The organism is Pseudomonas iranensis (assembly GCF_014268585.2).
GTDB classification, from domain to species: domain Bacteria; phylum Pseudomonadota; class Gammaproteobacteria; order Pseudomonadales; family Pseudomonadaceae; genus Aquipseudomonas; species Aquipseudomonas iranensis.
The window spans coordinates 2,546,894-2,560,579 of record NZ_CP077092.1 but is presented as its reverse complement, the minus strand read 5'-3'; the positions used below and the strand labels follow the sequence as shown (position 1 = coordinate 2,560,579).

The 13,686-nt window shown below is 60.2% G+C and carries 8 protein-coding genes; all 8 read left to right on the top strand.

The genetic code is table 11. The annotated features are described in order from the left end of the window. The first annotated feature begins 83 nt into the window (after window positions 1–83). The 8 genes from HU724_RS11440 (at window position 84) to HU724_RS11405 (ending at window position 13,528) form a co-directional block, all read left to right on the top strand. Window positions 84–1,547 (top strand): transglycosylase SLT domain-containing protein, encoded by a 1,464-nt coding sequence (locus HU724_RS11440; RefSeq protein ID WP_186569232.1) that lies wholly within the window; start codon window positions 84–86, stop codon window positions 1,545–1,547. 512 nt (window positions 1,548–2,059) lie between these two features. After that, entirely contained in the window at window positions 2,060–3,892 is a 1,833-nt protein-coding gene (locus tag HU724_RS11435; protein WP_186569231.1) for an extracellular solute-binding protein, read from the top strand. Next, window positions 3,889–5,730 carry an extracellular solute-binding protein gene (locus HU724_RS11430; protein WP_122506907.1) on the top strand — a complete coding sequence of 614 codons (1,842 nt, stop codon included), beginning with the start codon at window positions 3,889–3,891 and terminating at the stop codon, window positions 5,728–5,730. Before HU724_RS11435 ends, HU724_RS11430 begins: the two co-directional genes overlap by 4 nt. Before the next feature lie 4 nt (window positions 5,731–5,734). Further along, window positions 5,735–6,808 (top strand): microcin C ABC transporter permease YejB, encoded by a 1,074-nt coding sequence (locus HU724_RS11425; RefSeq protein WP_186569230.1) that lies wholly within the window; start codon window positions 5,735–5,737, stop codon window positions 6,806–6,808. Between the two features lies 1 nt (window position 6,809). After that, the gene (locus HU724_RS11420; protein WP_016774153.1) at window positions 6,810–7,829 is read left to right on the top strand and encodes an ABC transporter permease; all 1,020 of its coding nucleotides are present in this window, start codon (window positions 6,810–6,812) and stop codon (window positions 7,827–7,829) included. A 1-nt stretch (window position 7,830) separates the two neighbouring features. Continuing rightward, window positions 7,831–9,441 carry an ABC transporter ATP-binding protein gene (locus HU724_RS11415; protein WP_186569229.1) on the top strand — a complete coding sequence of 537 codons (1,611 nt, stop codon included), beginning with the start codon at window positions 7,831–7,833 and terminating at the stop codon, window positions 9,439–9,441. Between the two features lie 19 nt (window positions 9,442–9,460). Next, on the top strand, window positions 9,461–10,255 hold the full coding sequence (gene fabI, locus HU724_RS11410; RefSeq protein ID WP_014339032.1) for an enoyl-ACP reductase FabI: 795 nt from the start codon (window positions 9,461–9,463) through the stop codon (window positions 10,253–10,255). 48 nt (window positions 10,256–10,303) lie between these two features. Continuing rightward, window positions 10,304–13,528, top strand: coding sequence for a hypothetical protein (locus HU724_RS11405; protein ID WP_217847188.1), 3,225 nt, complete (start codon window positions 10,304–10,306; stop codon window positions 13,526–13,528). The last annotated feature ends 158 nt before the right edge of the window (window positions 13,529–13,686 follow it).

Here is a 13,686-nt window from a genome sequence, read left to right as displayed (position 1 = left end):
GACAAAAATTCTCAATGGTTGACCGCAGGGGGTGCGCTTTCTAGAATCGCCCGACATTTTTGCCCGGAACTTACTTCCAGCCAATGTCGTCATCCATACGTAAGTCCGTCAATTCAGATGCTTTGACCCGCTTGGCGCAAGCCATCGCGGTGGCTGTGTCCGCCACGCTGGCGGGTTGCTCCAGCCACGCTCCGCAGACTGAAGCGACGCACACGCCGAACATTGCTGCGCGAGCCAAGCAGAAGCCGATCTGGCTGACCGAGAAGCCCACTCCCGTGGCGCCCCAGGACATCTGGGAACGCATGCGCCAGGGCTTCCAGTTGCAGGAAGGCCTTGGCGTCAATCCGCGCATCGAGCAACAGCGCCTGTGGTTCGCCAGTAATCCCTCTTTTCTCGAGAATGCCGGCGAACGCGGCAGCCTCTACATTCATTACATTGTCGAACGCCTCGAAGAGCGCAACATGCCGCTGGAACTGGCCCTGCTGCCGGTGATCGAGAGCGCGTACAACCCGATGGCCTACTCCCGCGCCGATGCGGTGGGCCTGTGGCAATTCATTCCGTCCACCGGGCGCTACTTCAACCTGCGCCAGACGCGTTTCTACGACGGTCGTCGCGACATCACCGCTTCGACCACTGCAGCGATGGATTACCTGACCCGCCTGCACGACATGTTCAACGGCGACTGGCTGCTGGCTCTGGCGGCCTACAACGCCGGTGAAGGCACCGTCAGCCGGGCGATCGAGCGCAACGAGAAGCTCGGCCTGCCCACCGACTACTGGAACCTGCCGCTGCCGGCGGAAACCCAGGCCTATGTGCCGAAGTTGCTGGCACTGTCGCAAGTGGTACTGGCGCCTGAAGCCTACGGCGTCAACCTCAACCCGATCGCCAACGAGCCGTACTTCCAGGTCGTCGAAATCAACCAGCGCATGGACCTGTCCAAGGTCGCTGCGGTGGCGAACATCGATGAAGACGAACTGTTCCAGCTCAATCCAGCGTTCAAACAGCGCACCACCATCGACGGTCCGCAGCATTTGCTGGTGCCAACGTCCAAGGCGCAACTGCTGACCGCCAGTCTGCAGACCATGCGCCCGGACGAACTGATCAGCCCGCGCTCGCTGAAACCGGTGTTCGAAGGCGCCGATCCGTCGGAAGTGGCGCAGCTCAAACGTGCTTATCGGGTCAAGCGTGGCGACAACCTCGGCTCCATCGCCAAGGCCAACAAGGTCGAAGTCAAGGATCTGCAGCGCTGGAACAAGCTGACCGGCAAGAACCTCAAGGTCGGCCAGACCCTGGTCATGCAGGACAACACCAAGCGTGCACCGGCGCGCAAGTCCGGCCGGGTCAACACCGTGGTCGCGGCGAATACCACGACCAAAGGCAAGAACGAGAGCAAGCAGCAGACCCAGTACAAGGTCAAGCGTGGCGACACCCTGTATGTGGTGGCCAAGCGCTTCAACGTCGAGATGCAACATCTCAAGCGCTGGAACCCGGGTGCGGGTAAAGCGTTGAAGCCGGGGCAGATGCTTACGGTTTATCAGCCGCATTGATTGAAAAAGCCTCTGAGAATTCAGGGGCTTTTTTTTGGATGAAGTTTTTGTGGTGTGCTTTGGATCCATCCCCCTCACCCCAGCCCTCTCCCCCAAGGGGGGCGAGGGGGAAAGGGAGCCGATCTCCATGCTTTTCAAACTCGAGTTCGATTCAATACTGCAAGTCGCTGCAACTCTTCCAATCACCGCAATCAGTCCCCTCTCCCTCCGGGAGAGGGTTAGGGTGAGGGGCGTTTGATCTTTCGCCAGGTCCCCCCAGCCCACTCCTCTCCGCAGGCGAGGGGGAAAGGGAGCCGATCTCCATGCTTTTCAAACTCGAGTTCGATTCAAGACTGCAAGTCGCTGCAACTCTTCCAATCACCGCAATCAGTCCCCTTTCCCTCTGGGAGAGGGTCAGGGTGAGGGGCTCTTCGCGCAAACGATTAACCCGGCATTAACCCGCATCTTTTTCCTGTCCAGACAAGCTGTTACTGTACGGCCCACAAAGCCCAAGCCGCTGGATCGGATCTGACTTGAAGCGTGCCCTCTCCCTGCTCCTGATCAGCCTGGCCTTGAGCTCACCCGCAAGCGCGACGATTACCGAAAGTCACGGTTATGCGCAGTTCGGCACGCTCAAGTACCCGGCCAGATTTACCCACTTCGACTGGGTCAACCCGCAAGCGCCCAAAGGCGGTACGTTGCGGGTGATGGCGTTCGGCACCTTCGATACGGTCAATCCGTATACCTTCAAGGGCACCAGCCCGGTCACCACCGCCAATTTTCTCCAGTACGGCATCAACGAGCTCAACGAGCCGCTGATGGTTGGCACCGGGCAGTATTCGCCGTCCGGCGACGAACCCGCCTCCAGCTACGGTTTGATCGCACAATCGGTGGAGTACAGCGAAGATCGCAGCTGGGTCGTATTCAATTTGCGCCCCGAAGCGCGCTTTCACGACGGCGCGCCGATCACCGCCTACGACGTGGCATTCTCCTATCGAACGCTGCTCAAGGACGGTCATCCGCTGTATCGCACGGCCCTGCAGGAAGTGCTGCGGGTCGACATCCTCAACAAGCAGCGCATTCGTTTCGTGTTCAAGCGCTCGGGCAATCCGCTGCTGATCCTGCGCCTGGGTGAATTGCCGGTACTGCCGCAGCATTACTGGAAAGACCGCGACTTCAAAGCCACCACCTTCGAACCGCCGCTGGGCAGCGGGCCGTACCGCATCACCTCGGTCACGCCGGGTCGGCAGCTGATTTTCGAGCGGGTCAAGGATTATTGGGGCAAGGATCTGCCGGTCAATCGCGGCAAGTACAATTTCGATCGCATGGAAGTCGAGTTCTACCGCGACAGCGATGTCGCCTTCGAAGCTTTCAAGGCCGGTGAGTTCGACATCTACATCGAGCATCAGGCAAAGAACTGGGTCAACGGTTACAACTTCCCTGCTGTACGTCGTGGCGAAGTGATCAAGGTGCAGATCCCGCATCAGATCCCGACGCAGACTCAGGGCCTGTTCATGAACAGCCGCCGCGCGACCTTCGCCGATGTCAGAACGCGCGAAGCGCTGGGCCTGATGTTCGACTTCGAATGGACCAACCGCGCACTGTTCAGCGATGCCTATAAACGCACCACCAGCTACTACCCCAACAGCGAATTCACCGCGTCTGGTTTGCCAATCGGGCATGAATGGCTGATGCTCAAGCCTTACAAGGAGCAGTTGCCAGCCCGGCTGTTCACCGAGCCGTTCACCCTGCCGAAAACCGACGGCCGTGGCATCCCGCGCGAGACCATGCGTAAAGCCCTCGCCCTGCTCGCCGAGGCCGGTTGGAAGCTCCACGGCCAGCGCCTGCAAGACAAAGACGGCCGACCGCTGCGTTTCGAACTGCTGCTGGTCAACCCGAGCCTGGAGCGGCTTTATCAGCCGTACATCGAGAATCTCAACAGCATCGGCATCGAGGCGCGCCTGCGTACCGTCGATCGCGCCCAGTACAAACAGCGCCTCGACCAATTCGATTTCGACATGATCTCGATGACCCTCGGCCAGACCCTGAGCCCGGGCCTTGAGCAGTGGCAGTACTTCCACTCCAGCCAGGTGAAGGTCAAGGGCAGCAAGAATTACGCGGGCATCGCCAATCCGGTGGTCGATCACCTGCTCGAACAATTGCTCGCCGCGCGCACCCGCGACGAGCAGGTCGCCGCCGGCAAGGCGCTCGACCGCGTGCTGCTCTGGCAGCACTACAGCATTCCCAACTGGTACCTCAATTATCACCGTCTGGCCTACCGCAACCGGTTGGCCTTTGTCACCACGCCGCCCTACACCCTGGGCTTGAGCGCGTGGTGGCTGAAGTCTTCGGAGAAAGATCGATGAACGCTGTTCGCACCCTGCTCGTGCAGGCCAGCGGCTTGCTGTTCGCCGGGCTGGCCTGGGCCGCCCCGCAACACGCCGTGACCCTGTACAACGAGCCGCCGAAATACCCGGCCGATTTCAAGCATTTTGACTATGTGAATCCCGATGCGCCCAAGGGCGGCGTGTTTCGTCAGGCCGGGTTCGGCGGCTTCGACAGCCTCAACCCGTTCATCAACAAAGGCGTGCCCGCCGATGACATCGGCCAGATCTACGACACCCTGACCAAACACAGCCTCGACGAGCCGTTCACCGAGTACGGCCTGATTGCCAGCAAGATAGAAAAAGCCGATGACAACAGTTGGGTGCGTTTCTACCTGCGCCCGGAAGCACGCTTTCACGACGGCCACCCGGTGCGCGCCGAAGATGTAGTGTTCAGCTTCGAGACGCTGACCAAGGAAGGCTCGCCGATGTTTCGCGGCTACTACAACGACGTTGCCGAAGCCATCGCCGAAGACCCGCTGAAGGTCTTGTTCAAGTTCAAGCACAGCAACAACCGCGAGCTGCCGCTGATCCTCGGCCAGTTGCCGGTCCTGCCGAAACACTGGTGGGCCAGCCGCGACTTCAACAAGGGCAATCTGGAAATCCCATTGGGCAGCGGCCCGTACAAGGTCACCCAAGTGAAGGCCGGCCGTTCGGTACGTTACGAGCGGGTCAAGGATTACTGGGGCAAGGACTTGCCGGTCAACCGTGGTTTCTACAACTTCGACACGATGACCACCGACTACTACCGCGACAACACCGTCGCCCTCGAAGCGCTGAAGGCCGGGCAGTTCGATTATTGGCTGGAGATGACCGCGAAGAACTGGGCCAGCGCCTATAACGTTCCGGCGGTCACCGAGGGGCGTTTGATCAAGGAACTGATCCCCAACAGCAACCCGACCGGCATGCAAGGCTTCGTGTTCAACCTGCGCCGACCGGTGTTCCAGGATGTGCGCGTGCGTCAGGCTCTCGGGCTGCTGTTCGATTTCGAATGGACCAACAAGCAATTATTCAACGGCGCCTACGTGCGCACTCGCAGCTACTTCGAAAACTCTGAAATGGCCGCCACCGGCCTGCCCGACGCCGAGCAACGGAAGATCCTCGAACCGTTCCGCAGCAAACTACCGGCCCAGGTGTTCAGCGAAGCCTTCGAAAATCCCAAGACCGACGCCAGCGGCATGATCCGCACGCAGCAGCGCGAGGCCTATCAACTGCTGCAAGAGGCTGGCTGGAAGATTGTCGACGACAAAATGGTCGACGCCACCGGCAAACCAGTGGTGATCGAATTTCTTCTTGCCCAGACCGAATTCGAACGGGTGCTGCTGCCGTTCAAGCGCAACCTCAGCGACCTCGGCATCGATCTGGTGATCCGCCGCGTCGACGTCTCGCAGTACATCAACCGCGTGCGCTCGCGGGACTTCGACATGATGGTCGGCAGCTTTCCGCAGTCCAACTCGCCGGGCAACGAGCAGCGCGAATACTGGATGAGCGCCGCCGCCGACAAGCCGAGCAGCCGCAACAGCATGGGTCTGAAGGATCCGACCGTTGACCAACTGGTGGAAAGCCTGATCAACGCCGACTCGCGCAAAAGCCTGGTAGCCCACGCTCGGGCCTTGGACCGCGTACTGCAATGGGGCTACTACGTGGTGCCGAACTGGCACATCAAGAGCTGGCGCGTGGCCTACTGGAACCACATCGGCCACCCGAAAACCTCGCCCAAGTACGACATCGGCATCAACACCTGGTGGGTCAAGCCTGACGCCAAGCCTGCCGTAGAAGTCGAAACCCAACTGCAAGCCGACCCTGCGGGCACGGAGTAATCAGATGCTGGCGTATATCTTTCGGCGACTGCTGCTGATCATCCCGACCCTGTTCGGCATCCTGTTGATCAACTTCGTGATCATCCAGGCCGCGCCCGGCGGGCCGGTCGAGCAGATGATCGCCAAGCTCGAAGGTTTCGAAGGCGCCACCAGCCGGATTGCCGGCGGCGGTGCCGAGGTCGCGGTGGCCGGTTCGTCCTACCGTGGTGCGCAGGGGCTGGACCCGGCGCTGATCAAGGAAATCGAGCACATGTACGGGTTCGACAAATCGGCCCCGGAACGCCTGTGGATCATGGTCAAGAACTACGCGCAGCTGGATTTCGGCGACAGTTTCTTCCGCGACGCCAAGGTCATCGACCTGATCAAGGAAAAGATGCCGGTGTCGATCTCGCTGGGGCTGTGGAGCACGCTGATCATGTATCTGGTGTCGATCCCGCTGGGCATCGCCAAGGCCACGCGGCACGGCAGCCACTTCGATGTCTGGACCAGTTCGGCGATCATCGTCGGCTATGCGATCCCGGCGTTTCTGTTTGCGATCCTGCTGATCGTGGTGTTTGCCGGCGGCAGTTATCTGGACTGGTTTCCCCTGCGCGGGCTGACTTCGAACAACTTCGATGAGCTGAGCCTGGGCGGCAAGATCCTCGATTACTTCTGGCACTTGGCACTGCCAGTCACGGCGCTGGTGATCGGCAACTTCGCGACCATGACCCTGTTGACCAAGAACAGCTTTCTCGACGAGATCAACAAGCAGTATGTGGTCACCGCCAAGGCTAAAGGCCTGACCCGCCATCGCGTGCTCTACAGCCACGTGTTCCGCAATGCCATGCTGCTGGTGATTGCCGGTTTTCCGTCGGCATTCATCGGTATCTTCTTCACCGGTTCCCTGCTGGTGGAAGTGATTTTCTCCCTCGATGGCCTCGGCCTGATGAGTTTCGAAGCGGCTATCAACCGCGATTACCCGGTGGTGTTCGGCACGCTGTTCATCTTCACCCTGCTCGGGCTGGTGGTGAAACTGATCGGCGACCTGACCTACACCTTTGTCGATCCGCGTATCGACTTCGCAAGCAGAGAGCATTGAGATGAACCTGTCCCCTCTCAACCGCCGGCGCTTCGAACTGTTCAAGGCCAACAAGCGTGGCTGGTGGTCGCTGTGGCTGTTTCTGATTCTGTTCGGCCTGAGCCTGGGCGCCGAGCTGATTGCCAACGACAAGCCACTGGTCGTGCATTACGACAACAACTGGTATTTCCCGGCGATCAAGCGCTACCCGGAAACCGCGTTCGGCGGCGAATTCCCGCTGGAAGCCAACTACAAGAGTCCGTACATCCGTGAGCTGCTCAAGGCCAAGGACGCGTGGATTCTGTGGGCGCCGATCCCCTACAGCTACCAGAGCATCAACTACGACCTGAAAGTCCCGGCCCCGGCGCCGCCCTCGGCGGACAACCTGCTGGGCACCGACGATCAGGGCCGCGACGTGTTGGCGCGGGTGATCTACGGTTTCCGCATTTCCGTGCTGTTTGCGCTGACGCTGACCGTGCTGAGCTCGATCATCGGCGTGATTGCCGGTGCCCTCCAGGGCTTTTATGGCGGCTGGGTCGATCTCGCCGGGCAACGTTTTCTGGAGATCTGGTCGGGGCTGCCGGTGCTGTATCTGTTGATCATCCTCGCCAGTTTCGTCCAGCCGAATTTCTGGTGGCTGCTGGGGATCATGCTGCTGTTCTCGTGGATGAGTCTGGTCGATGTGGTGCGCGCCGAGTTCCTGCGCGGGCGCAATCTGGAATACGTGCGCGCCGCCCGCGCGCTGGGCATGCAGAACGGCGCGATCATGTTCCGCCACATCCTGCCCAACGCCATGGTCTCGACCATGACCTTCATGCCGTTCATCCTCACCGGCGCCATCGGCACCCTGACCGCGCTGGACTTCCTCGGCTTCGGCCTGCCGGCCGGCAGTCCGTCGCTGGGCGAACTGGTCGCGCAAGGCAAATCCAACCTGCAGGCGCCGTGGCTGGGCATGAGTGCGTTTGCCGTGCTGGCGCTGATGTTGAGTCTGCTGGTGTTTATCGGCGAGTCCGCTCGCGATGCCTTCGACCCGAGGAAGTGAAATGAATCAGGACAATCTGATCGAAGTGCGTGACCTCGCCGTCGAATTCGGTTTCGGCGAGCGCGTCCACCGCGTGGTCGAGGGCGTGAGCTTCGACATCAAGCGCGGCGAGACCCTGGCGCTGGTTGGTGAATCGGGCTCGGGCAAATCGGTCACGGCGCATTCGATCCTGCGCCTGTTGCCCTACCCCATGGCGCGGCATCCGGCCGGCAGCATCAATTACGCCGGGCAGAACCTGCTGGATTTGAGCGAGAAGACCATCCGTCATATCCGTGGCAACCGCATCGCGATGATCTTTCAGGAGCCGATGACCTCGCTCAATCCGCTGCATTCGATCGAGAAGCAGATCAACGAAGTGCTCGGCATCCACAAGGGCCTGAGCGGCAAAGTCGCGACCAGGCGCACTTTGGAGCTGCTGGAGATGGTCGGCATTCCCGAGCCGCACAAGCGTCTCAAGGCCCTGCCCCATGAATTGTCCGGCGGCCAGCGCCAGCGGGTGATGATTGCCATGGCCCTGGCCAACGAGCCGGAATTGCTGATTGCCGACGAACCGACCACCGCGCTGGACGTGACCGTTCAGCTGAAAATCCTCGATTTGCTCAAGGATCTCCAAGCTCGATTGGGCATGTCGCTGCTACTGATCAGTCACGATTTGAACCTGGTGCGAAGAATTGCGCATCGCGTATGTGTCATGCAGCGCGGTTGCATCGTCGAACAGGCATCGTGCGCAGAGCTGTTCCGTTCGCCGCAGCATCCGTACACTCGGGAATTGCTCGGCGCGGAGCCCAGCGGCGGCCCGACGAGCAATGAAATCGGCGCGCCGCTGCTCGAAGTCGAGGACCTCAAAGTCTGGTTCCCGATCAAGAAAGGCCTGCTCAAGCGCACGGTGGATTACGTCAAGGCAGTGGACGGCATCAATTTCAGCCTGCCGCAGGGTCAGACCCTGGGGATCGTCGGCGAAAGCGGTTCCGGTAAATCCACCCTCGGTCTGGCGATTTTGCGGCTGATCGGCAGCAAAGGCGCGATCCGCTTTGAAGGCAAGCAGCTAGACTGCCTGACGCAGAGTGAGGTTCGCCCGCTGCGGCGGGAGATGCAGGTGGTGTTTCAGGACCCGTTTGGCAGCCTGAGCCCGCGCATGTGCGTCAATGACATCGTTGGCGAAGGCCTGCGGATACACAAGATGGGCACCGCGACCGAACAGGAAGCGGCGATCATTGCGGCATTGAAGGAGGTAGGTCTGGATCCGGAAACCCGGCACCGCTACCCCCACGAATTTTCCGGAGGGCAACGGCAGCGAATCGCCATTGCCCGGGCCTTGGTGCTGAAACCGGCGCTGATCCTGCTGGACGAGCCGACTTCGGCGCTCGACCGCACGGTGCAGCGGCAAGTAGTGGAGCTGTTGCGTTCACTGCAAGCCAAGTACAACCTGACGTATTTGTTCATCAGCCATGACCTGGCTGTCGTCAAAGCGCTGAGCCACCAACTGATGGTGGTCAAGCATGGCCAAGTGGTCGAACAGGGAGACGCGCAGAGTATTTTTGCCGCCCCCCAACATCCGTATACACAGCAGTTGCTGGAAGCCGCTTTTCTGGCACCAGCCACTGCGCAATAACCTGAAAGAGGAGCAACACATGGGTTTTCTCGCCGGTAAGCGCGTACTGATCGTCGGTGTCGCCAGCAAGCTGTCCATCGCATCCGGCATCGCTGCCGCCATGCATCGCGAGGGCGCTGAGCTTGCCTTCACTTATCAGAACGACAAACTCAAGGGTCGCGTCGAAGAGTTCGCACAGGGCTGGGGTTCGAGCCCTGAGCTGTGCTTCCCGTGCGACGTGGCCAGCGATGAAGAAATCGCCAAGGTCTTCGAACAACTGAGCAAAAAGTGGGACGGCCTGGACTGCATCGTGCACTCTGTCGGCTTCGCCCCGGGCGACCAACTGGACGGCGACTTCACCGAAGCCACCACCCGTGAAGGTTTCCGCATCGCTCACGACATCAGCGCCTACAGCTTCGTGGCCCTGGCCAAAGCCGGTCGCGAAATGATGAAAGGCCGCAACGGCAGCCTGCTGACCCTGTCGTACCTGGGCGCCGAGCGCACCATGCCGAACTACAACGTGATGGGCATGGCCAAGGCTTCGCTGGAAGCCGGCGTGCGTTACCTGGCCGGATCCCTCGGTCCGGACGGCACCCGCGTCAACTGCGTCTCGGCTGGCCCGATCCGCACCCTGGCTGCTTCCGGCATCAAGAACTTCCGCAAGATGCTGGCCGCCAACGAAGCGCAGACTCCGCTGCGCCGCAACGTCACCATCGAAGAAGTCGGCAACGCCGGCGCCTTCCTGTGCTCCGACCTGGCGTCGGGCATCAGCGGAGAAATCATGTACGTCGACGGCGGCTTCAACACCACCGCGATGGGCAACATCGAAGAGTGATCTTCCTGTAGCCAATAGAAAAACCCGCCGAATCCGGTGGGTTTTTTTATGCCTGCAGAACGGTTGCCGCACTACATATGTACCGCCACCGACCCTGCCCTGCCTTTGATACTCGCCGCTCGATGCTTATCAGCCGCCAGGGAGGCGCAGATGAACGACACACCGGTACATCAACAGACACTGATCCATAATCTCATCGCGGAATTGACCGCCGTACCGGTGGTCACTGCCGCCGAGCCGCCTCGCATGCTTGAAGTTCCTCGGCCATGCCTGCTGCGCGAATGGATGGAGCTTTACTGGACCGCCCTCGAACGCCCTGAATTTCTCGACTGGGCGAGTCGCTTTTACATCGATCTGGACACCCTGAGGATCAAGGGCGACACCCTGCAGGCGCAGACACCCTCGAACGGTTCCAGTGCCGTTCGCACTTTCACTCTGGAAGATGACTCCGGCTGGTGGCAGATGGCGCCGATGCTGTTGTCGATCTCACAACGGATTGATCCTGCCGGCTTGGGTTTGCCGTACATCGGCGGCAAGTCGGCCAATCCGCTGTATCGCTTTCCACGCCAAGTGGTATTGGCGTTCTATGGTTATCCGGAACCGCAAAACACCGCTCAGGCCAGAATCATCGTCGCCGAGCTGAAAACCACCGGCCTTGCCGCCATCGATGAGAACGGCCAAACCACTTCGGCTGTGGTCAAGGAGCGCGACGGGCAGCTGGCGGATTTCAAGGCAATCGCCGACCGAATCGATGAGGTATTGCTGGTCAGCGATCCCTTCGAGCAGCGCGGCTTTCTCGCCACGCCGGTCACGCTCGATTCTTCGTCCGTGTCCGCCACCCGTGGCGGCCCGCGCTTCAAGCTCGGTCAATTGCTCAGCCGCTACGAATTGCCATTGCCGGAAGACGCCACGGCGGCCAAAGCACTTTCTCTACGCCTGCGAAAAAACAGCTGGCCTGAACTGCCTTACGTCAGTGACTACGTGCAGACCGCCGACCCTATTCGCCGCTATCGGGAAAGCTTCGCCAACCTTGAAGACGATCGGCATATTGTTCGGCGCCTCAAAGCCCTGAGCTGGAACAAGGAACCCACAGCCCGCATGGATTATGAGGAGTTCAGCGAACCCCATCCGGATTCCGCATTGGCGAAGAGGATTGAATCCGGCCAGCGAGGGTTGCAGACGCTCAGGGAAAATGCGGATTTTCAGGCCATCGTGCAACAGCACGATCTACCCAGGGACAGTCCGTTGCTGTTGACTGAATCCGGACATGTCGGCACGGCCAGCGCGCACGGCTGGGTGACATTGACGCCGCAAGTGGAAAAGCATCCTGATCTGAAACTTTACCGTGATCTGCTCAAAACCAAGGCGCGCAAGGCGGGCGGGGCCTTGCGCTCCAGTGGCCAGGTCACGCTGGGGCAGATGCTGCGTTTCTACCAGTTGCCATTACCAAAAACAGTCCAGCAGGCCCTCGCGCTCGCGCAGTGGAACAAGGTCAATCTGCACATGCCGCCCGGGCACATGAACCATTGGCATCTGTTGGGCCAGCCTGGCAGACAAACCCAGGCTTTTACCGCAGCGCAACGCCAGCTCGTCATCGACACCACCCAGGCGTTCCTGCCCAAGGACTCAGCACCGTTGATCGACTATCTGAGCGAAGGGGTCGACACCGATCTGCCGCTGACCACCCTCAAGGCCAAGGCCGACTACCTGATCAGCCGCATCCTGAGCACACCACGCGCCCGGACGCTGGGCAACCAGTTGGTGAAAAAACTCGCGCCACCGGCTCAGGACAGACACATCATGGCCAGCAATCGCGAACGCCTGCTGCTCGCCGCATTGATTCTCAGCCTGGAACCAAGCGCCGGTGAGGATGTGCACAGGATCATCAGCCAACGTCTGGAAGACAGCTATTTCTGGGGCGAAACCTATGACGAAGTACGGCGGTTCATCGATCATCAGTTCAATCTGGCAGCGTTCAAGAACAAGACACTGGCAACCCATCTTCTGTTGTCCGGCATCGCACCGGAATTCCTGATCCGCGACATTCCTGCGTCCCTCTCTTATATGAACAGCCAGCGCTGGGTCAGGTTGAAACAGGTGGTCCTGTATATCGAAAGCCGTCTTCCGGGCGTGACGCGCCTGATGTCATTCGAACACCTGGCCAGCCTGACCAAAGGCCCTGCACCTGCAGATTTCTACAAATTCCTGCGCGGGGATGCCTGTGCTTCGATCGTTGTCGACTGGGCCGTTGCCAGAGGTTTGGTCCAGCGCGATGCCGAATGCCCGGTCACGCTGTACGACACCGCTACGATGAAGAAGGCCGACAGTGCCTTTCGCAAACACAATCGGCTGATGCGGGGGTTTTACTACCATGCTTTTCTCAGAGAATTTGCAACGCCGACCAGCGTCGCTCAAGGGGATCTGCGCAAAGTGTTTGTCGACAATACGCATCTCGAAGACAAGGTTCTGTCCATTCCTGCATCGAGCGGCGACACTCCAGCGGCGCTTTATTCGCTGAGTGACTTGCATCTGGCCGGCAAGCTGGCAGGCGATATGCAGGGCTGGCAATCGAGCAGCGAACCAGTACCGCTGGCATCCCTGCGCACCTCGTTTGCCCAGCTCGGCAAGGTGACAAGCCTTTTCCATGCGGCACTTGGCGCGCGACTCAAACAGATGAAGGACGCGCATATTGCCTTGATCAAGGAAGCGCTCTGCCGTTTGCCACTGGCGCAACGGCAGGATATTGAAGGCCACAGTCTGGAATTGCTCGCCGTGCAGCCAGTCTCGGCTGCGGCGAACAAGCAGATGGCCAATGACGCGGCGCCCTTTGGCATTCTGGCGCTGCTGCATGGAACGCCGGCCAGAGTGTTCGAGGTGTTCACCCGCCGATCGGAAGTGGTCTTGCGGCGTGATATCGACATCGCCTCACTCAAAGCCTCTGCCGCGAAGGAAGTGGCGAAGTCACTGCCACTCGACGCCGAGGCATATCGGCGCGGAACCGTTCCCGCTGCCAATGCCACATGCAAGGCGTTCATCACGCGTCTGGACATTCACGGCGCGCCCCTGGCGCAACAGGAACGCACCGCCGTGCCCGACACCTTTGCATCAAACAAGGTCAACGCCATCGCCAGCACCGCTGTCCGACATCTGTTCGACGCCTTCGAAGCGAAAGCCCTGCAAGAGGCACTGGTCGCGCCCGAACTCGAGGATGCCGCGGCCAGTCATGAGAAATGGCTGGCGTTTTACCAGAAGCTGAGCCCGCCCAAGCGCTGAGCACTGGCGAATCCGGGGATGAATCGGCTGACGCCCTTTGCGAGCAGGCTCGTTCCCACAGGTTTCGATGGCGCGGAGGATTTTCAGTTCAGCACCATATCTGTGGGAGCGAGCCTGCTCGCGAAGACATTCGATCAGCCAGCATCAAATTGCCTTAC